The sequence below is a fragment of the Prosthecobacter sp. genome, assembly GCF_044378005.1.
Lineage (GTDB): Bacteria > Verrucomicrobiota > Verrucomicrobiia > Verrucomicrobiales > Verrucomicrobiaceae > Prosthecobacter.
The window spans coordinates 1-18,850 of record NZ_JBILYB010000119.1 but is presented as its reverse complement, the minus strand read 5'-3'; the positions used below and the strand labels follow the sequence as shown (position 1 = coordinate 18,850).

At 60.3% G+C, this 18,850-nt stretch carries 18 protein-coding genes; 10 read left to right on the top strand and 8 right to left on the bottom strand.

All coding sequences use genetic code 11. The features are described from left to right. The coding region (locus tag AC6FTP_RS19375; protein WP_497208560.1) for a hypothetical protein at window positions 1–914 on the top strand (914 nt) is incomplete at its 5' end. A 7-nt stretch (window positions 915–921) separates the two neighbouring features. Here AC6FTP_RS19375 and AC6FTP_RS19370 read toward each other — a convergent pair. Further along, window positions 922–1,512: an LURP-one-related family protein gene (locus AC6FTP_RS19370; RefSeq protein WP_497208559.1), complete on the bottom strand. Its 591-nt coding sequence runs from the start codon at window positions 1,510–1,512 to the stop codon at window positions 922–924. 97 nt (window positions 1,513–1,609) lie between these two features. On the opposite strand from AC6FTP_RS19370, the gene AC6FTP_RS19365 reads away from it, so the two are divergent. From AC6FTP_RS19365 to AC6FTP_RS19350, 4 genes are all read left to right on the top strand, one after another. Next, on the top strand, window positions 1,610–2,176 hold the full coding sequence (locus tag AC6FTP_RS19365; RefSeq protein WP_497208558.1) for an RNA polymerase sigma factor: 567 nt from the start codon (window positions 1,610–1,612) through the stop codon (window positions 2,174–2,176). Beyond that, window positions 2,173–2,637 carry a hypothetical protein gene (locus tag AC6FTP_RS19360; protein ID WP_497208557.1) on the top strand — a complete coding sequence of 155 codons (465 nt, stop codon included), beginning with the start codon at window positions 2,173–2,175 and terminating at the stop codon, window positions 2,635–2,637. The genes AC6FTP_RS19365 and AC6FTP_RS19360 overlap by 4 nt, the downstream gene beginning before the upstream one ends. Before the next feature lie 19 nt (window positions 2,638–2,656). Next, the gene (locus tag AC6FTP_RS19355; RefSeq protein WP_497208556.1) at window positions 2,657–3,790 is read left to right on the top strand and encodes a S1C family serine protease; all 1,134 of its coding nucleotides are present in this window, start codon (window positions 2,657–2,659) and stop codon (window positions 3,788–3,790) included. Window positions 3,791–3,903: 113 nt separating this feature from the next. Continuing rightward, window positions 3,904–4,290 carry a hypothetical protein gene (locus AC6FTP_RS19350; RefSeq protein WP_497208555.1) on the top strand — a complete coding sequence of 129 codons (387 nt, stop codon included), beginning with the start codon at window positions 3,904–3,906 and terminating at the stop codon, window positions 4,288–4,290. Between the two features lie 4 nt (window positions 4,291–4,294). Here the strand turns inward: AC6FTP_RS19350 and AC6FTP_RS19345 are convergent, their stop codons facing one another. Together AC6FTP_RS19345 and AC6FTP_RS19340 are read right to left on the bottom strand one after the other, a co-directional pair. After that, window positions 4,295–5,362, bottom strand: a complete 1,068-nt coding sequence (locus AC6FTP_RS19345) for a helix-hairpin-helix domain-containing protein (RefSeq protein WP_497208554.1) — start codon at window positions 5,360–5,362, stop codon at window positions 4,295–4,297. A gap of 6 nt (window positions 5,363–5,368) precedes the next feature. Then, window positions 5,369–7,003, bottom strand: coding sequence for a hypothetical protein (locus AC6FTP_RS19340; protein WP_497208553.1), 1,635 nt, complete (start codon window positions 7,001–7,003; stop codon window positions 5,369–5,371). 287 nt (window positions 7,004–7,290) lie between these two features. Here AC6FTP_RS19340 and AC6FTP_RS19335 point away from each other — a divergent pair, with 287 nt between their 5' ends. From AC6FTP_RS19335 to AC6FTP_RS19320, 4 genes are all read left to right on the top strand, one after another. Next, a complete protein-coding gene (locus AC6FTP_RS19335; RefSeq protein WP_497208552.1) occupies window positions 7,291–7,815 on the top strand; it encodes a hypothetical protein in 525 nt (174 codons plus the stop codon). A 41-nt stretch (window positions 7,816–7,856) separates the two neighbouring features. Next, window positions 7,857–9,344 carry a Gfo/Idh/MocA family protein gene (locus tag AC6FTP_RS19330; protein ID WP_497208551.1) on the top strand — a complete coding sequence of 496 codons (1,488 nt, stop codon included), beginning with the start codon at window positions 7,857–7,859 and terminating at the stop codon, window positions 9,342–9,344. A gap of 19 nt (window positions 9,345–9,363) precedes the next feature. Next, window positions 9,364–10,107 (top strand): discoidin domain-containing protein, encoded by a 744-nt coding sequence (locus AC6FTP_RS19325; RefSeq protein WP_497208550.1) that lies wholly within the window; start codon window positions 9,364–9,366, stop codon window positions 10,105–10,107. Window positions 10,108–10,212: 105 nt separating this feature from the next. Further along, a complete protein-coding gene (locus AC6FTP_RS19320) occupies window positions 10,213–11,076 on the top strand; it encodes an alpha/beta hydrolase (RefSeq protein WP_497208549.1) in 864 nt (287 codons plus the stop codon). On the opposite strand, the gene AC6FTP_RS19315 is transcribed toward AC6FTP_RS19320, so the two are convergent. From AC6FTP_RS19315 to AC6FTP_RS19295, 5 genes are all read right to left on the bottom strand, one after another. Continuing rightward, window positions 11,059–12,147, bottom strand: a complete 1,089-nt coding sequence (locus AC6FTP_RS19315) for a C39 family peptidase (protein ID WP_497208548.1) — start codon at window positions 12,145–12,147, stop codon at window positions 11,059–11,061. The genes AC6FTP_RS19320 and AC6FTP_RS19315 overlap by 18 nt on opposite strands. Before the next feature lie 224 nt (window positions 12,148–12,371). Then, window positions 12,372–13,826, bottom strand: coding sequence for an exopolysaccharide biosynthesis polyprenyl glycosylphosphotransferase (locus tag AC6FTP_RS19310; RefSeq protein ID WP_497208547.1), 1,455 nt, complete (start codon window positions 13,824–13,826; stop codon window positions 12,372–12,374). Window positions 13,827–13,884: 58 nt separating this feature from the next. Then, complete coding sequence (locus tag AC6FTP_RS19305) at window positions 13,885–15,093, bottom strand: glycosyltransferase (protein WP_497208546.1); 1,209 nt, start codon at window positions 15,091–15,093, stop codon at window positions 13,885–13,887. Window positions 15,094–15,109: 16 nt separating this feature from the next. Then, window positions 15,110–16,324, bottom strand: a complete 1,215-nt coding sequence (locus AC6FTP_RS19300) for an FAD-dependent oxidoreductase (RefSeq protein ID WP_497208545.1) — start codon at window positions 16,322–16,324, stop codon at window positions 15,110–15,112. A gap of 51 nt (window positions 16,325–16,375) precedes the next feature. Next, on the bottom strand, window positions 16,376–17,134 hold the full coding sequence (locus tag AC6FTP_RS19295) for a PIG-L deacetylase family protein (RefSeq protein WP_497208544.1): 759 nt from the start codon (window positions 17,132–17,134) through the stop codon (window positions 16,376–16,378). Between the two features lie 198 nt (window positions 17,135–17,332). Here AC6FTP_RS19295 and xseA point away from each other — a divergent pair, with 198 nt between their 5' ends. Further along, window positions 17,333–18,670 (top strand): exodeoxyribonuclease VII large subunit, encoded by a 1,338-nt coding sequence (xseA, locus tag AC6FTP_RS19290; protein WP_497208543.1) that lies wholly within the window; start codon window positions 17,333–17,335, stop codon window positions 18,668–18,670. Window positions 18,671–18,850: the final 180 nt, after the last annotated feature.

The following is an 18,850-nucleotide window of genomic DNA, read 5'->3' as shown; positions in this document are numbered from 1 at the left end:
ATCACTGGACCGTCGAGATCAGCTTGCCCGTCACGCAGGATGAAAACGATCCGCTGCATCAAATCATCGGTCGCCACCCCACGCAGAGTCTGCCATGGCACATCAACCTCTGCCGCCAGCGCATCCGCGATGATGGCCAGGAACTCAGCGCCCTCTCGCCCACCGGCACCGAGGGCTTCCACGCCCCGATGAAATTCGCCCACTTCTACGATGGTCGGTCGCACGTCTTCGACGCCGATCCAAGTGTCACCGACTTCGTCATCGCCTTCCGCGATGCCACGCAAAAGCCCAAACCGGCAGCCTTCCTCGCCCTCGCTGAAGTTAAGCTCACGGACTTCCAAAAAGCCGTTGCGCTCGAACAAGCGGCGCTTGCTGACCCCAGCGTGATCGAGCGCATCCCCATCGAAGCGGTGAAGAAGACTGCGATGATGCAAAACCTGCTCGCCAACTTCAAAGCGCCCGAAGTCGTGAAGCAGTTTGGAACCGAGGACATCAGTCAGTGGCCCTTCTGGAAACGCGGAGACGGCTTTCACGCTCGCGGTAAAGCCTACTCCATCACCAAAGCCGCAGAAAAGGCCGAAGCCGATCTCAGCGCCGCTTTGGAGTTCATCGGCGACCTACGCCAACGCGAGTCCGTACTACTGGCGCAGGCTCAGAATCGTGAATTGAACCTGAAAAACGACGAAACGGCCCTGCAAGCCTACGAGGCCATTTTGAGCGGCAAAACACAAATTGGCGGAGCGGACGAGCTTTCAGCGCTGCAAGGCATGGCGCGTGTTTTGACCCGAAAAGGCCGTTTTGACGAGGCGCTGGCCGTTCTCAACAAAGCTGACCTCAGCAAGCTGCAAGGCGTGTGGAAGACCAACATCCTCAAATCCATTGAGGCAGTGAAAAAGGCACAGACATCGCGATGATCTCACCTTAGCCGCGGCTGCGCTCCAGCAGGTTCATCATGAGATAACCGAGCATGATCGCGGTCTGCTCGCCTTCGCTGGCGTCGCCGAGTTGTTCGAGCTGGAAGCGGCCCTCGAAGAAGGCTGCTTGTTTCGTCAGGCGCATGACGGGCGTGCCATCCATGCGAGCGGCAAGATACTTGGGGTGGAAGAGGTAGCTGCTGAGGAAGCCAACGATGGGGATCTCGCTGATGAATCCGTCGATCAACTTCGCGAAGGGGTTTTCTTCGCGGATGGAGAAGAGAGGCTCGGAGATGCCGGGCGCGAAGACATCGTAATGCGCGCTCCAGAGCGACCTCATGCCACGGCGTCCGATGGCTCCTAGCTCGCGGCCGGAGGCATCACGGAAGGTGTATTTGGCGGACCAGTCGATGATGCGATCCGCCTCGATGGTGCAGAGGAGTTGCTGGCGGGTGCTGTCGGTGTGGACCTCCACTTTCTCGCGCAGGCGGAAGAGCTTTTGCTTCACATAGCAGACTTCATTTCCCGAGGCGTCGGTGACATAGATCTGCGGGGAGAGGGCCAGCAGTTTGAAGCGGAAGGAGAGCGGGTAGTTCATGACGTGCGCGGATGATGGAGAGTTTTCCGAGCCAGAGCACACAAAAATTTCGCCATCTGGCGTTAAGCGGGTGTCTCTACTTCTCCCCCGCCCTGCCATGGCTTCCGCTGACTTTGATTGGAAACGCTGCTTCGACCAGATCGCCCCGAATCTGGTGCTGTATGCGCGCCAGCTCACGCCCAGTCCGTCCGATGCGGAGGACGTGGTGCAGATGGCCTTCGTCCGCTGGTGGCGGCGCTTCCCGGATGGAGACAAAGACAACATCCCCCTGCTCTACGCCGCCGTCCGCACCATCGCCCTCGACCTCCGCCGCAGTGACACTCGCCGTGCCAAGCGGGAGGCCGCCTCCGAGATCGCCATCGATGGAGAAAACACTCCCACCTTTGATGTCCCGCCTGAAAAGAAAGAAGCCGCCGCCATCGTCACGGATGCCCTCTCGAAGCTGAATGAAGAACAACGCGAAGTCGTGACTCTGAAGCTCTGGGGCGGGCTGACCTTCCAGGAAATCGCCACCGCCCTCGGCATCTCCATCAACACCGTCGCCGGCCGCTACCGCTACGCGCTCGGCAATCTTCAAAAGCATCTCGAACCTCTCAAAGACGACCTCATCGGCGAATCCAGCCCGCCTGCGAATCTTCTGAACTTCCAACCCTCAATGCCATGAACGAACACGAACTCGAATCCCTCCTCACCTCCCTGACTCCCGCACGCCCCAGCGCTGCGCTGGCTCAGCATGTGGACCGCGAGCTGGAGCAGGACATGCGCTGGGCACTGCGCCCGACAAGTCGCGCTCCACGCTGGCTGTCACCAGTGATGTGGACCTCGCTCGGTGCTGCCGCAGCGGTCGCCATCATGAGCCTCGGCCAAACCAACATTGTCAGCCCGAGCAAGCCCGCTTTTGCTCTGGCCAGCTCAACTTCCGTCATGCCTGTCAGCACCATCCGCGAGGTCGTGGACACGCAGGATGAAGGCATCCGCTACAACGAAACCTCACGCCTGCCCGAGCAGCACATGAAGATCGTCTCACTGGAACGCCACGCCTGGATCGACCCTCGCGATGGAGCCCACATCACCGTCGAGATGCCACGCGAGGACAGCGTCGTCCTGCCAGTCTCTTTCCAATAAGCCACCGCCCCCAACCCCCATGAAAATCCAAACCACCGCCCTGATGCTGATGACCGGCCTCCTGGCCTTCATCAACCTGCCTGCCCTCGCGCAGGAGAAACCTGCATCGCCACCTGATGCACCACCCGCACCAGAACGTCCGCGTGGCGATATGAATCCTGTCCGCGAACCCGAGCGCGTGCTCGAAAAGCCCGTAGCCTATCTCGGCGTCCTCACCGGCCCAGTGAGTAGTGAGTTACGCGCTCAGTTCGGTCTCGCGGAAGGCTTTGGGCTGCAAATCTCCGAAGTGATGCACGAGTCTCCGGCTCATGCCGCTGGATTAAAAAAACACGATGTGCTGGTGAACTTCGAGGATCAGAAACTCGTGAACATGGAGCAGCTCCAGACGCTCGTGCGCAGCAAGAAGAAGGATGACACTGTGAATCTCACCGTCATCACCAGCGGCGAACAGAAGCAGGTCAGCGTGAAGATCGGCGAGCGCATGGCCCGCGTGGAAAATGAGCGCCAGCGCGGCGGATTCGGACCTCCTGGAATGCAGTGGTTCGGCGGTGGCGGCGGCTCACAGTTCGGCAATTCCGATGAGTGGCGCGAGCAAGCCGAGCAGTTCCAGCGTCGCGTCCGTGAATATCAGGAGCAGATGCAGGATTGGACCCGCGATGGTCGGCGCGGCAACATGCCTCCACCTCCCATGTTTGACGGTCCGCGCCGCGAAGGAGATCGCCGTCCCGATGGTGAGCGCGGTCCCGGTGCCCCCTCCCGTGATGGCGAAAGCCGCCGCCCCGATGGCCCGCGTGACATGCCACGCGGTGAAGGTGAAACACGCCGCATCGAGCATCGTGAAAGCCACGAAAGCGCGAGCATCACCCGCAGTGACGAAACCGGCATCTACAGCCTGCGCAAAGATGGTGACCGCGCCGTTTTCAGCGTGAAGCCGAAGGAAGGCGAAGAGAAAACCTGGCCCGTGAACACCGAGGATGAACGCGCCGCCGTACCCGAACCCTACCGCACCAAGCTCCGTGAGATGGAAGAGATCCGCAGTTCCGTGCGCCGTGACGGCGATGGCCCGGCCCGCGAAGGCTCCCGGGATGGCAGTCGCCGCCCCGAAGGCACACGCGATGCTCCCCCGCCCGTCAAACGCCCCGACGGCATCTGAAGCCAGGGCATCTTTCCAACCAGCGCACGAGGCATGAGGCTCATCACCTCATGCCTTGTTGTTTTAAATGCCCTTCACTTGCCCGCTGGAGAAGCCCATGCCAAAGAGCGGGAATGAGTTTCAACGACCCTGGATTCCTATTTAACAACCGCCAGACAGATAACGAGCGCGAAGCCGAACGCCGGGAATGGGAGCACCGAAAAGAAGTGGCGAAGCGTTGTTATTCACGCGCAACCTGGCTCGTGCTGCTGACCATGGTTTTCGTGGCGGCACCGACCGGATTGGAAAAATGGCACTGGCATGTGGTCATTGCCGTGGGTGGATTGATCGCTATTCTGGCGCTCATCATGATAATGAAAGGCGCGGTGAAGAATGCCATGATCAGCCTGCTTTTTGCCTCCATCATCCTGCCCGGCTGGATCACTGCCGCCCCCAAAGTGGTGGCCATAACCCGCGAGCAGGTGGGGATCGTCGTGAAGCAATGGAAACAAGTGCTCTGATCTTTTACGAAGCCATCAATTCCTGAGCCTGCTTCACCCACTGATCACGCTTGGCGCGATCCTTGAAGGAAAGCAGTTCGCTGAAGGCTTCGACATCGTCGTCCGTCCATGCGGCGATCTGCTTGAAGGTGCGAATGCCAAAGGCATGAAGCTGATCCTGTAGCACGGCTTTGATGCCTTTGATCCTGGTGAGATCATCGGTTTCAGTGATCGTGGCAGCCTGTTCCAGGCTGTGGCGCAAGGCATTCTGCTGATGCAGCAAATGATCCACCGCCTTCTTTGCCACACTGACGTCCGCCTCGGCACGAGCGAGGCTCTTCTGTGCGAGGCCGAGCCCGGCAGGATCCTTGCCTTTTTCCCGCAGTGTGGCCACCCGGCGCTGCCAGTCATCGCGTTCCTGCTGAACCGCGGTGAGCAGGGTTTGCTTGGCTGTGAGTTCGCCTTCCAATCGAGCGAGAGTCGCCGGTGCATCCAGGCTGGGCTTGGCAGTTTTGACTTTGGGCTCCGTCGTGGTTTTCCGCACACGCCTGGGCTTCGCGGCATCGACAGAAGCAGACGCAGGCTCGATGGCTGAAATGACTGGCGCGGCAACAGGCTGGACGGGATGGGCATGCAACTCGGCGAGTTGTTTCTCAAGACGCTCTTTGTCACGACGCAGTTGATCGAGGTCCGCAGACAAACGGCTGACTTCGCTTTGAGCCGGGGCGAGTGCCGCCTGTGCGGCGGCAGCATCTTCAGCGCGATGCTCGGCATCTCGTTTGGCGACTTTCAGGTCGTCATGCACACGAATGAGTTCGCGTTCGAGATTGCGACGGTGGTCGTTGGCCTCCTGAAGATCTGACTCGATCTTCAACTGCGTGGCGCGCAGCATCTCGTCATTCGACTTGGCGGCATCACGCTCTTCGAATGCCGTTCGTGCCGAAGAGGTTTCAGCGTCGATTCGAGAATGGAAAGCCTGGATTTCACGCCGGGCATCCAAGCCACGCCAGTGCCAGCCCAGCCAGAGAAAAACGGCTGCCGCTGCGGTGAGCAGCAGAGCCATTTGAGTGATGAGCCAGAGAAATCCTTCCATGAGCGTTTAAGGCGCGGCCTCCTTCTTGGCCTCGTTGGCGAGGTTTTTCCAGTGATGCCGCAGATGATCGAAGCCATCGAGGAAGGTGTCCTCCGCCATCGCGGCCGGGAAATCCTGCGGCAGTATGCCACTCGCTGCCACGGCACCTGCCGCCGTCAGTGTTTCACTCGCCGGGATGCTTTTCCAAATCTCACCTGGTTTGCTGAACGCAAGGCTGCCAGGGCTTTCGGCATCAGGAAGATCGGGCAGACTGCGAAGGGTTTGCTGGAGATCGCCACTCGGCTCGCAGGTGCCACGGGCGAGCAGACTCTCGGCGATGACAAGAGCGCGCCCGGAGTACTTCTGCTTTGCGGTGTCGATAATCTGCGTGCGAGAAGACTCCTCAGCCACCTGCCCTGCGAGGATGACTTTGTCTGGCAGCATAGTAAGTGTGATGAAGCTGGGCTGGAGACGGATCGGTAGTTTGGGAATGCCTTTGGCACTGCCTTGCAGCCACTCAATCACCATGCGGCTGTCGTCTTTGAGCAGGTCGGGCAGGAGATCTTTAGGAAGCAATTCCTTCCAAGGCTGAGCATCGCCACCGACGAGGAAGTCCACCTTCTTCCAGGCTTCGCCGGGCAGGCCAAGAAAGAGGGATTTGCCTGCAAGCTTCGGGTCATCACTCGTCTCCGGCGGCAGGAGCGCCTCAGTGATGGGACCAAACTCACCCACCGCACGTCGCTGGGCATTGACGCGGAGATCGTCGAGCACGCGCCACTCGGGGAAGGCGGCGATGAGTACATTCAGAAGCTCGCGTTTGTAGGCCAGAGTCGCGAGTTCACCTCGCACGAGCAGACGTTTGTCACGCGCGGCTATGAAGAGATGCGGTGGCGGGAGCTTTGCCTGACGTTCGGTCTCAGCCACGCGCGTGCGTTGATCGCTCTGATAACGGCGGACATTTTGAATCACCGGCAGGATGGCTTTTTCCCAATCCGGCGCAGTAATTCCCAAGTCGGTGATCTGCTCGCGGAGGTCATCGTCCTTCGCATCGACGATGAGACGCTTCCAATCGCCACCGATGCGGGCGATCTGGATCTGCGCACTGTCGCCACCGGCGCTCTCGGCTCGGGGAAGCGGCAGCTTTGCCAAAGTCGCCTGCACATCGGGAGATTCGTCATGCTGCTCGGGCGCGGGGCGGACTCGGTTGTCGAGATAGCCACCTTTCTCACTCCAGCGCTGCCCCATGAGCGTGGCGAGGTCACGCGCTTCATATTCCGTCGCCGCCGTGCCCAAAAGCTGTCCGCGAGGTCCGTTCGCGGCGATCATGAGCCATCCTGGCGGGTATGGCTCGATCTCCAGGGCATCGGCCACCCTTAGGACGGGGTTCAACCCGCTGCCGAGAAGGCTGCTGGCGCGGACTTTTTCCTTCACGGTCGTGATGATCTCTGCCCTCTGAATCTCGCGGCGCACTCGCCCGCTAACGATGGCTGTCTGCCCCTCAAAGTGCACCTCAGGCGCACTGTAACCGGTGGGAAGTTCCCGCGTCAGTGCCGTGGCAATCCCGGCCAACTGGCGCTCGATCCTCGGCGCCATGCCAAGCGCCGCCGCCAGCCAGAAAGCCAGCAGCCAGAGCCCTGCGATCAACCACCGTGTCCGTGTCATGCGTGAAAGTGGTGTTTTGTAGCAGACACACTGCGTTGCGGGTAGGGGAAAGTTACAGACAGGAGGTCTCAGTAGGGCGATTTTTGTTCTTTTGAATCCTTGTTTCGTCAAAGGATGGCGGCGGCTGAATTGTTTGAATGGATGGCTCGCGCGGCTGGCTTCCGGCATGAAAACGCCCTGTCTGCTCGTAGGTTCTAACTCCCAGAAATTCTGCTGGATTTCCCCGGTGGCTCCGTTCAAACTCGCGCCCCCTTCCCCCGATCCACCGTCCAACCCTAAATCATCCAATGTCCGACAAAGCCTGCTCCACTTCCCATTGCTGCCCGCGCTTCGATCTCGCCGCTGCCAATCTCATCACTCGTCTCTGGGTCGGTCTGCGTCTCTTCATGGCTGGCATGGACAAATTCCGCTCGGGCGATGGCGTCGCTGCCACCTTCAACATGGCCAACTACGACACCAAGACTGGCCTCATCGCCAAGCTGATGACCGAAAACAGCTTCCTCCCCTCCTTCCTCCCGCCCGCCGCCATCGACGCATACGCCCACAGCATCGGTTTCATCCTCCTCATCGTCGGCATCTGGGTCGTGCTCGGCATCTTCAGTGAGTTCTCCCTCCTCGCCGCCGGCCTCACCTTCCTCTCCCTCGGCTTCGGTCTCGCCGCCCTCCCTGATGACACCGAACTCGGCGTGAACATCGGCATCGGCGTCATGATCGTCTTCCTCGCCCTCAGCACCGTGAAGCACGGCTACCTCTCCCTGGACGGCCTCCTGCGCAAAAAGAAGTGCAGCGCCGCGAAATCCGCCGACGCCTGATCTTCGACAGGACGTAACGCTCGAGAACCAAGCCCAAGCTCATGAGTTCAGACACCACCCCTTCCCAGCCCCAGAACGGGCTCTCCAAGTTCATGGATCGTCGCTCCTTCCTGCGCACCAGCGCAGTCGCAGGCAGCGGCATCTACCTCGCCACCAGCAAGAGCGCCATCGCTCAGGGTGAGGCCGCCGGACGCACCGTCAAAGCCGCCCTCATCGGTTGCGGTGCACAGGGCGACCGCCTTCGCGCTTCCTCGAAGTTCATGAAGACCGGCCTCCAGTGGGTGGCCGTCTGTGACATCTGGGAGCAGCAGACCCGCAAGATGGGTGCCTACATGCGCACCGAGAACAAGCATCAGGTCGATGGCGAAGTGAAGAGCTACACCTCCGTCGAGGAAATGCTCGCCAAGCAGCCCGAAATCGAGGCCGTCTTCATCGCCACGCCCGACTTCCTCCACGCCCCCTACTCCCGCCTCTGCCTCGAAAAGGGCAAAGCCGTGTATTGCGAAAAGATGATGTCCAACACCATCGAAGGCGCACGAGACATGGTGAAAGCTGGCAAGCAAACCGGCGGCATCTTCCAGATCGGCCATCAGCGCCACTCGAATCCCCGCTACATCCACCTGCGCGACAAAATCATCAAGAAAGGCCTCCTCGGCCAGGTGACTCACTGCTACGGCCAGTGGAATCGCGGCGTCTCCGCCAGCAAACCCATCGCTCCCAAGAACGTCAAGATCGATCCCGCCCTGCTCACCGCCTCCGGTTACAACAGCATTGAGGAGTTCTTCAACTGGCGCTGGTTCGCCAAATACGGCGGCGGCCCCATCTCCGACCTCGGCGCTCACCAGATCGACATGTTCAACTGGATGTACGAGACCACCCCCATCTCCCTCTTCGCCACTGGCGGAGTGGACTACTACGACGGTGCCCCCGGTCCTGATGGTGCTCCCAAAGCCAAGTATGAGCTGCCTGACAACGTCATGTGCCTCTACGAATACAAGCTCCCGCAGGGCACCATGCGAGCCTACTACCAGGTGCTCACCACCACCGGCAGCCAGGGCTACTATGAGAAGCACATGGGCGTCGCCGGTTCCGCCATCATCTCCGAAAGCCCGACCTACAACCAGGTCTATGCCGAACCCGGCAATGACTGGAGCGAATACGCTGCCGGAGACAATCCGATCCTCGTCAAGAACCCCGACTCGGTGAAAAACAAGTTCTGGGAGCATCCTCGCACCTGGGCCAAGCCACCGCCGAAGTCCTTCAACGTCTCCGGCGTGGCCAAAGCCGTCGCTGATGCCCGTGAATCCAAGGCTCTCGACCCCTGGGAAATCCCCGTCATCCTCGAAGTCTATCCCCATGCCCCGCATGTGCAGAACTTCGTCGAAGCCGTGCAGCAGAAGAGCCACGCTCACCTCACCTGCAACGTCGTCGATGCCTTCAAATCCTGCGTGACCGTCCTTAAAGCCTACGATTGCCTGAAGACCGGCCAGAAGTACACCTTCACCCCCGCCGACTTCGAAGTCGCCTAAACCCGTAACACTCCCCCTCATGAAATACACCACCCCCGCCCTCCTCCTCTCCCTGGCCCTCGTGTCCTGCGGAGACAAGAAAGACGCCGCCGCCCCCGCTGCTGAGGCCAAGGCCGCCGCTCCAGCCCCTGCCGCTGCTGCTCCCGCCGCCGCCCCTGCCGGCGACCAAGAAGAAATCAAACTCGAGTTCCCCAAGCCCATGTTCATCGGCACTCCCGTGCCAGCCAAGCTTCCGAACCTTGAGCAGCCTGATCCGAGCAAGATCGTCAAGACCTTCATGGCACCGAAAGGCACCGTGAACCTCGCCAAAGACAAGCCTGTCACCTCCAGTGACCCGGCTCCAATCATCGGCGACCTCCCCCTCGTGACCGATGGTGACGCCGACGGTTCCGACGGCTGCTTCGTCGAGCTCGCTCCTGGTCCACAGTGGGTCCAGATCGACCTCGGTGCCGCCACCACGGTGAACAAAATCGCCATGTGGCACTACCACAAGCAGGCCCAGGCCTACGTCGATGTCGTCGTTCAGCTCTCTGACGACGCCGAGTTCAAGACCGGTGTCACCACCGTCTTCAACTCCGACCACGACGACACCCTCAAGCTGGGTGCCGGTGCTGATCCAGCCTACATCGAGACCAACCACGGTCGCGTCGTTGACGGCAAAAACACCAAGGCCCGCTTCGTGCGCCTCACCAGCAATGGCAACACCTCCAACGAGATGAACCACTACTGTGAAGTGCAGGTCTTCGGCGTTCCCGGCAAATAAGCCACGCTGAGGTTCAGCCTCCTATTCCACAAACCGCCGCGAGGATCCCTCGCGGCGGTTTTTTATTGGGAGAAAGGCAGCCGTTCATCACGTTCAAAGCACTCCATGATTCGACTCCAACTGCTTTTTGCCACCCTGTTCCTTTCCTTCAACCAGGCGGCAGACCTCCCGCAGGCCATCCGCCTCTGGCCTGACGGCGCTCCCGGCTCGGAGACCCGCAAAGACGAAGCTGAAAAGCAGGAAGGCAGCAATGTGGTGAATGTCCACAGTCCCTCGATCACTCCATTCATCCCGGCGAAGGGTAACACCGGAACGGCGGTCATTATCGCTCCCGGCGGCGGGCATTCGAAGCTTTGCCTCGGCCATGAAGGCTACGCGCTGGCAGAATGGTTCCGCGATCATGGCATCTCCGCCTTTGTGCTGAAGTATCGGCTCGCCCGCGAAAAGGGCTCCACCTACACGATCCAGGACCACGCCATGGCGGACACCCGCCGGGCCATCCGCCTGATCCGCAGTCGTGCTGCCGAGTGGGGCGTGCGGCCCGACCGCCTTGGCATCATGGGTTTTTCTGCTGGAGGTGAACTGGCCGCTTTTGCCGCCATGAAGAATGATCCAGGCAAGCCTGATGCTTCGGATGTGATCGAGCGCCAGAGTTCGCGCCCTGATTTCCAAGCGCTGATCTACCCGGGAACCTCGGGACTGTTTTCCGCCACAAAAGGCATGCCGCCGCTCTTCATCGCCTGCGGTTACGGGGACCGCCCGGACATCGCCGAGGGCATGGCGACGCTGTATTTGAAATACAAAGCTGCGGGAGTGAAAGCAGAACTGCACATCTACAGCGAGGCCGGTCATGGCTTTGGCTACAAGCCTGGCAGCACGACCGCCGCAGGCAGGTGGCCGGAGCGATTTGTCGAATGGTTGACGGACAGCAAGCTCATCGGTGATGATGCCTCAAAGCCCGCGCGGTGACATGGAGTAAAGTCCCAGCGTGGCCTCGTACGCGTCGCTGGTATTCATGCGCTTCACTTCATGCCCGGCTCCCCAGGAGTCGGTAAAGATGACCTGATTCTTTGCCGAGTTGTAGCCGATGACCATCCGCATGTGTCCGCCGCTGACCTGACCGCCTGCTGGCAGCGGTGGGTCTTCCTGGTATTGACCGATGCCCAGCGCCCAGAGCAGAGGCACACCTTTATCGGCATGCTCTTTGATGAGGCTGGCAAACTCTTTGAGCGAGACCCGGCGTTTGCGGTTCGCGCTGTAGTAGAGCTCGGGATTGATCAGCGGCTTGAAGGTGACGCCAAACTTCTGATCCACCTTCGCCAGACTCTTCTGCATCGTCAGGGCGTTTGCCCCGCGCTCCACATCCACGCTGAGGATCTGCGCCATCTCATGCTGATCACACGGGATGCGCATGTACTCGAACAACCGCTGGCAACTCGCTGCCACGCAGTAGCCCTTGGCCCCCTGATCGACCATTGGCACACCGGAAATGAACACATCCCCGCCCGCATCGCGCGTGACATTTTTGAGCAAAGCCATGCGCTGAACGCCCATGCTCATCTTCCCCATCGTCCAGTCCGCCTGATCAAGTGCGGCCAGCTTCAGACGAAGGAACTCGGGCGTCCCCTGCGTGGCACCACTTTGAAAATCATTGTGCTCGAGCAAGGCGATCCCTTGTGGCGACGACCACACCCAGGTGACGTTTTTCACCGCTCCACTGCCCGAACTCAACTGCCGACGCGGTGCCACTTTCAGAGCCTGCCCCAGACTCTGCCCGACCTTCTTGAAGAGCGCATCAAACTCCGTCCCTCCCATCTGACCAGAGTCACCCCGGTTGTAGATGGAGATCGTGGAGCGGGCAGCTTTGCCATTCACAAACTCAACGATGGCCTCCTCCACTTTCACCGCACCCGCGAAGACGGTGAGCGTCGTTTTGGCATCGGAGAACATCTGCCGGGAGAAGCGGGCGCGATCCTTGGTCGCCGTCAGCCACTCGAACTGCGGCGGCTTCTCCTGCTGCACGGCTCGCGGGACAAACATGGTTTCAAAATTCTCTGACGGAGTCTTCCAGAAGGTACTGAAGTCCAGAAGCGGGTCGAGATCAGCCGCAAGCTCCACACCAGCAACAGGCACAGCAGAAGCAGCGAGGATGGCCAGCAAAGCAACTCTGAGGGGGGAAGAAGAGCTGTGACGTTTCATCACGAAAATTCTGCCAAATTCGATGATCGCCGACAATGAAGAAAAGCGGCTGACGGACAAATTTTTCAGGCAACGACCTCGTTTTGATCCGCATCCTCCGCAGGCGGAGGCATGGCAGGAACGAGCGTCGGTGTGTAACGTGGGCGGAGAGGGTCCTTTTTTAACCCCCCAATGAGAACCACACGCACGGTGTCCAGCAGGATGAGCAGGTCAAACATGATGCCTGCGTGCTTCAGGTAGTAGAGGTCATACTCCAGCTTGCAGCGGGCATCCTCAGTAGATGCGCCATACGGGTAGCAGACCTGAGCCCAGCCAGTGAGGCCAGGATGGATCATGTGCCGTTCTTCGTAAAATGGCAGGGCAGCAGCCAGTGCCTCGACAAAAGCAGGCTGCTCAGGACGCGGCCCCACGAAAGACATCTCACCCCGCAGGATATTGATGAGCTGCGGGATCTCATCAATCCGGTAGCGACGCAGGAAGGCTCCTCCAGGGAACACTCGACGATCCGCAGTTCCAGCGGACCACTGCGGTCCATCCTTCTCCGCATCAGGGTGCATGCTGCGCAGTTTGAGGATTTGGAATGTTTTCCCAAAGCGCCCAACACGCTCTTGAGTGAAAAAGAGCGGGCCATTGGGTGAAAAGAACTTCACGATCATCACACCCAGAGCCAGGAATGGAGAAAGCAGAACCAGCAGAGTCAGTGAGGTGAAGACATCACAAATGCGCTTCATTTTCCGGAAGTAAAACTCACGCGGAGAGGTCTCGGAATGCAGCAGCCACTCATTCGAGACCAAGTGCAGCGGTACATATTGGAGAAACTCCTCACAAAGATTGATCAGCGGCGTGCAGAGTGTGCCGGAATAGCGCAACCGACGCAAAAAGGGACGGGCATTTTCGTCCTCCATGCGCGAGTCCGCAAAGACGATGCGGTCGAGCTTGTGCTGACGGATCAGCTTTGAGATGTGCTTCAGCCGGCCCAACAGATCCCCCTTCGGACTTGCCCCACGAATGTCGATCCTACCCACGATTTCGATCCCTCTCGGCTTCACATCCCGGAAGCGCAGGTACTCCACCATCTCATCCGGCGACTCGGCCACAAAGGCGACACGCTGAGGAGCGATGCGGTGCTTGTGAAACATGACCAAGTGATGCAGCAGCAGCAGAGGCGTGGAAATCGCCGCCCCCAGCGCCATGAACCCACGTCCGATGCGCGTGCCGAAGTCCACATAACCGACCACCGTCGAAACCAGGAAGGCTATGGTAAAAGCTGCCAGGAGCAGCAGCGCATGCGCGCCGAACCTGGAGCCCCCACGAACTTCCACGGAATAAAGCCCCATGATGTATCCCGCAATGGTCAGAGCAACTGCACCTACTCCGACGGAGACCGCGTACTCCTCCACACGCCAAAATTCTCCGAAGCGGATGTAATTGGCCGCAGCAAATGACAGGATAAAAATCCACACATCCCTGTTCGCACGACGTGCGATGGAGAACCAATGGGTCTGGCTGAATGAAATCATGGGCAATCCTATGGGGCGGGTAGTCTAATCTCTTTTCAGTGGGGTGTTAAGCTTTTTCTCAATGAAGAGCAGACGGAGCGAGCGATTGTTTTAAAGCGTCGTCATGGCTTAGAGTCAATGCTGCCCAGTAAACGGCAGCACAACGTGGCCAGGCCAGAGTGGCGGCAAACAGGCTGAGGGCTTTGGCATCGGAAACTGAAGTCAGTGTCTGGGTCAGAGACAAGGCATAAGCGGCTGGATCCCGCCCAACCACCAGCCGTCCGCCACATGGTGCTGAGAGGAGAATCTCTGAAATGCCACCCACATCCGTAGTGACGAAAGGCCGCCCCGAGGCGAGCGATTCGAGAAGCACATTGGGCACTCCTTCGTTGTGGCTGGAAAGACATACAGCATCACAAGCGCGCATGAATTGTGCCACCTCAGCCGGCGACTTCCTGCCCACCCAGATCACGGCATCATCTGGCAGGCCCTCCCGCTTCGCCAGAGCGGTCAGCTCCTTCTGCAAAGGACCGCTGCCGATCATCACCAGCCGAAGCGGTTCTGACATCTCACGCGCTGCCAAAGCCGTGGCCTGAATCAGGAGGTCGAGACCTTTTACCGGCAAAAAGTTGCCCACAAAGAGCAGCAGCCTTCCATCAAGCGGCAGATTCAATGACACCCGCGCCGTCAGCGAATCACCAGGATGAAACATCTCCGTGTCCACCCCATTGTAAACCGTCCGCACCTGTCCGGCATCAGCTCCCGCACGCAGCAAACGCTGCCGCAGATCTTCGCTGCGCGTGATGATCTGTGCCCGCTTTGCCAGACTCAGGATCGCCCGACGCCGCATCGGCAGATCGAGGTACTGATGCACATCCGATCCCTGTGCCACGCTCACCATCGGCACACCAGCCAGCTCCGGCACGCGATTCACTCCGCAGCCGTCTGGAAAGAGCCAGGGCACCAGCAATGCGTCCGGCCGCCATCCCGCAGGCAGCTTTGACAAAGCACGCCGCACAGCCAGAGCAAAGAGCCTGTCGTTCATCCCGCCAAACTTCGGCACATAAGGAGCCCAACCGTAGGCCGGATGCAGGACCTCATCACCTTCACGGGGCTTCAAATCACAACGACTCCCTTTCCAGAAACCATGCCCAGGCCGCAGGCAAAGCACACGGATGTCCGCCTCAGGCCGTTGCGCACGCATCGCGTGCAGCAGCGTCACGTTGTCCAACCCACGCCAGGGCTGGGATGTGTCGGGGAAGAGATTGGAGATAAAGAGCAGCCGCATGCGCGAGGTCTCTCAATCACGCATTCCGCGCCTGTGCCAGTGCCAATTTCGCCACGGCCTGCCCAGTCGCCATGCAGGTGCCCATCACACGCACCGATGCAAGCGCCTCATGATCCGCAGAAAGACAGCGCCCGGCAAAGAACACCCCCGGCAGACGCGCGCTCCGCAAGCAGCCCGCCGGGATGCCCGCAGGCTCCGGCCGGTCAAAATAGCGGAACTTCGGCCCGCGGGCAGTCTCGCGCTTCTCCATCGGCCAGCCGGCCAATGCCACCTCATCCTCAAAACGAGTGCAGCCTGCCAGATCATCGCCCGTCAGCACCACATCTCCCACATAGCGAGCTGACTCGCGGATGCCTGCCTGGACCGGCAGCACCGGCGCAGGGCAGCTTTGAAAATCTGGATGCTCCACGCTCAGCATCTGCCACAAGCACATCGCCACATCACGACCTGTGGACTCGACATCCGCACGCTTCGCCGCATCAAGCGGGTCCCAGCTCCCCTTCCCTGCTTCGAGATCGATCGTTAGAAACATCTCTCCCTCGCTCGTCGAGTCACGGACCTGCGCCCCCATGGCCGCCTCGGGCAGTTTTCCATCCCGCACCGCCCGCACGATCTGTGCCCCGAGCATCAGCCGCCAGGTCTCATCATGCACACCCGCCACTCGTGGCAGCGAGCAAACATAAGCCGGGCGATACAGCCGCTCCGCCTCCGCCTGCGTCCAAAATTCATCACCGAGGAAACGCGCGCCCGTCGCGTCACCCGTCGTATCCACCAGCGCCTTCGTGAAATGCCGTTCAAAGGCTCCATCCCGCATCGTTTCGATCTCCCAGCCAGCTTCCACCCTCCGCAGACCGGTCCACTCCGCGCCGTTCACACGAACGAGCGTCTTTTCCGCCGCACACAATTCATCGGCCAGCGTGGCAAACAAACTTGGGCTCTGCCGCAGCACATACACACGGCCCATCAAGTCGGGAGCTGACTGCCCGGTGCGCTCCATCATCGCTTCACCGATCTCCTGCGGCAGACCCGGATTCAGCCAGGCCCAGGGCCGCGACACATCGGGATGAAACAGCCCGCAAAACGTATGCACCAGCGCATTCACCCCCATTCCACCGAGCCGCTGCTGCCGCTCGATCAGCAGCGTCCGCGCCCCGCCACGCGCCGCCACCAGCGCGGCGGCTAGGCCAGCACTCCCACCTCCAGCGACGATCACATCCCAGCGTTGCATCATGAGTCACGAGGCTTAGACCGGGATCATCGCGTGGCAAGGCAGCCTTTCCACTCACACCACCAGCTCGCCCAGCGCATCGCGCAGCGGATCGATCTCCGCCGTGCTGAAGCCCAGATGCAAATGCCTCCGCCAGCCCTCCGCGTGCTCGAACTTGCCCGAGAGCTTGCCAACCCGCTGCGACACCTCATCCATGCTGATCAAATACGAATCCATCCCCTGGCTCACATCCAGCCAGTGCTTCTGACTCACATGAGCGGCCAGTGACTCACGCTTCCGCGCATGAACCGCCGTTGTATCCACATACAGATCCGCCTGGATCGGGTGACGCAGCGGATCACACAGCCCGTGCGGCATCGCGTGGTAAACCGTCACATCATGGAAGAATGCCTCGCGCACCGGATCACAAACAAAGTTCGGGATGCCATGGGCGAAAGAACCCGTCACCGCCAGACGACAGGCGTTCTGATGATCTTCCATGTAATCAGCGGGCGAATGTGTCAGCACGATGCTCGGCTTCGCCGCGCGCACCACGGACGCCACTTTGCGCAGATAAGGCACGCTGTAGGTCAGTTCCAGATCATCACTGATCGGCGGATAAAACGTCGCGCCCAGGATGCGCGCCGCCTCCTGCCCTTCCGCCAGCCGTGTTTGCGTCGTCGTGGGGCCATCCATCTGCACAGATCCGCCATTGCCCGTGCAAAGATTCATGTAGTGGACATCCCAGCCTCGTGCCTGGAGCTGGAGCAGCGTGCCAGCGGCGACGAATTCGATGTCATCAGGATGGGCGAAGAGGGCAAGTACGGAGGGCATAAAAGTGGTGAGAGAGCTACGGCAGTGCCCGTCTGATTTCACAGGCTTTTCTACCTTGATCCGATCCTGGGATCACCTGACCACAGCGCATGATGCTAAAGCTCGGGACAAGCCGTCCGCGGGTTCCCAATCCTGGACAAATACCAGGCAGGAGGCTTCGGATTGAATTCAGAGGCATTCGAGGCTCAAGGTAGCCCCATGGAAACTGCCGACCAAGTCCTGTCCGTCACTCAACTCACCCGGGAGATCCGTGAGGTGCTGGAGTCCCGCATTGGTTCCGTGTGGGTGGAGGGGGAGATCAGCAATCACCGCCTGCAATCCAGCGGTCATCAGTATTTCACCCTGAAAGATGCAGGTTCGCAGGTGTCCTGCGTGATGTTTCGCGGAGCATCCCGCAGCGGCGTACGGCTGACGGATGGCGCGCAGGTGCAAGTGCATGGGGAGATCAGCGTGTATGAGCCGCGTGGGCAGTATCAACTCGTGGTGCGGCAGGTGCAGATGAAGGGCCAGGGTTCTCTTCAGGCACGTTTTGAGGCGCTGAAGCGCAAGCTCTACGACGAAGGCCTCTTCGATGAGGAGCACAAGCAGCCGGTGCCGAAGTTCCCGAAGGTGGTGGCGCTGGTGACCTCGCCCACAGGCGCGGCGATCCAGGACATGCTGAACATTTTATCGCGGCGCGCACCATGGCTGCGGGTGCTGGTGTATCCGGTGCGGGTTCAGGGGGTGGGCGTGGAGAAGGAAACCATCGCGGCGTTGCGGGTGCTGAATGAGGCAGCGCACCATGGCCTGCCGACACCGGATACGATCGTGATCGGACGCGGCGGCGGCAGCATCGAGGATCTCTGGGCCTACAATGAGGAGTCACTGGCGCGAGCGATGTTTGAATCACGCATCCCAGTGATCTCCGCCGTGGGGCATGAGATCGACTTCACCATCGCTGATTTCGTGGCGGATCTGCGCGCACCGACACCGAGCGCAGCAGCGGAGTTGATCGCGCCTGACTTGTCCGAGCTGCGGCGCTTTTTTGAAGCAACGGCCTCCAGGATGGGAACGCGGATGCAGACGCTGCTGGATCACCATGAGCATGTGCTGGAGCTGACGGCGAAGGGGCCGCTCCAGCATGAACCCATGCGTTTTTTGGAGAGAGCCGCCCAACGGGTGGATGAATTTGAGGCAAGCCTCAGCGAGGGGGTGAGAGAGCAGCTCCAAAGAATGACGGATGTGCTTACAAGCAGCCATCAGGTGCTGACGCAGCATCACCCACGGGTGGTGATCACAGAGGCGGCACACCGGCTGGAGACCCAGTCCGCGCTATTGCGCCAGACGCTGGAACATCGGCTGAGGCGAATGGAGGATCGGCTCGCCGGACGGGCGGATTTGCTGCGCAATCTGGGGCCGGACTCCGTGCTTTCGCGCGGCTTCTCCTTCACGATGACGGCGGATGGTCGCAGCCTGAAGGAAGCGTCGGCGGTGAAGCCGGGCGACAAGCTGATCACTCGCCTGCACGCGGGAGAGGTGCGCAGTGTGGTGGAGTGACGCAGGTCAGAACCCGGCGCGCTGCATGAGCAGATCGAGCTGCTGCTGGAACTGCGGGATGTCTCCCTTGGGCGGTTGATAGCCCTGCGGGGCTCCACCGAGACCGAGGCGGCCCATTTGATCGAGAGACCATTTGGCCATCTGGCCATCACTGAACGTGACACTTCCGGAAATGAGGGC

Excerpts from the sequence above, each read along its gene's own strand:
- AC6FTP_RS19370 (WP_497208559.1), bottom strand. The coding sequence starts at position 1,512 with ATGAACTACCCGCTCTCCTTCCGCTTCAAACTGCTGGCCCTCTCCCCG.
- AC6FTP_RS19365 (WP_497208558.1), top strand. The coding sequence starts at position 1,610 with ATGGCTTCCGCTGACTTTGATTGGAAACGCTGCTTCGACCAGATCGCC.
- AC6FTP_RS19360 (WP_497208557.1), top strand. The coding sequence starts at position 2,173 with ATGAACGAACACGAACTCGAATCCCTCCTCACCTCCCTGACTCCCGCA.
- AC6FTP_RS19355 (WP_497208556.1), top strand. The coding sequence starts at position 2,657 with ATGAAAATCCAAACCACCGCCCTGATGCTGATGACCGGCCTCCTGGCC.
- AC6FTP_RS19350 (WP_497208555.1), top strand. The coding sequence starts at position 3,904 with ATGAGTTTCAACGACCCTGGATTCCTATTTAACAACCGCCAGACAGAT.
- AC6FTP_RS19345 (WP_497208554.1), bottom strand. The coding sequence starts at position 5,362 with ATGGAAGGATTTCTCTGGCTCATCACTCAAATGGCTCTGCTGCTCACC.
- AC6FTP_RS19340 (WP_497208553.1), bottom strand. The coding sequence starts at position 7,003 with ATGACACGGACACGGTGGTTGATCGCAGGGCTCTGGCTGCTGGCTTTC.
- AC6FTP_RS19335 (WP_497208552.1), top strand. The coding sequence starts at position 7,291 with ATGTCCGACAAAGCCTGCTCCACTTCCCATTGCTGCCCGCGCTTCGAT.
- AC6FTP_RS19330 (WP_497208551.1), top strand. The coding sequence starts at position 7,857 with ATGAGTTCAGACACCACCCCTTCCCAGCCCCAGAACGGGCTCTCCAAG.
- AC6FTP_RS19325 (WP_497208550.1), top strand. The coding sequence starts at position 9,364 with ATGAAATACACCACCCCCGCCCTCCTCCTCTCCCTGGCCCTCGTGTCC.
- AC6FTP_RS19320 (WP_497208549.1), top strand. The coding sequence starts at position 10,213 with ATGATTCGACTCCAACTGCTTTTTGCCACCCTGTTCCTTTCCTTCAAC.
- AC6FTP_RS19315 (WP_497208548.1), bottom strand. The coding sequence starts at position 12,147 with ATGTTTGTCCCGCGAGCCGTGCAGCAGGAGAAGCCGCCGCAGTTCGAG.
- AC6FTP_RS19310 (WP_497208547.1), bottom strand. The coding sequence starts at position 13,826 with ATGATTTCATTCAGCCAGACCCATTGGTTCTCCATCGCACGTCGTGCG.
- AC6FTP_RS19305 (WP_497208546.1), bottom strand. The coding sequence starts at position 15,093 with ATGCGGCTGCTCTTTATCTCCAATCTCTTCCCCGACACATCCCAGCCC.
- AC6FTP_RS19300 (WP_497208545.1), bottom strand. The coding sequence starts at position 16,324 with ATGATGCAACGCTGGGATGTGATCGTCGCTGGAGGTGGGAGTGCTGGC.
- AC6FTP_RS19295 (WP_497208544.1), bottom strand. The coding sequence starts at position 17,134 with ATGCCCTCCGTACTTGCCCTCTTCGCCCATCCTGATGACATCGAATTC.
- xseA (WP_497208543.1), top strand. The coding sequence starts at position 17,333 with ATGGAAACTGCCGACCAAGTCCTGTCCGTCACTCAACTCACCCGGGAG.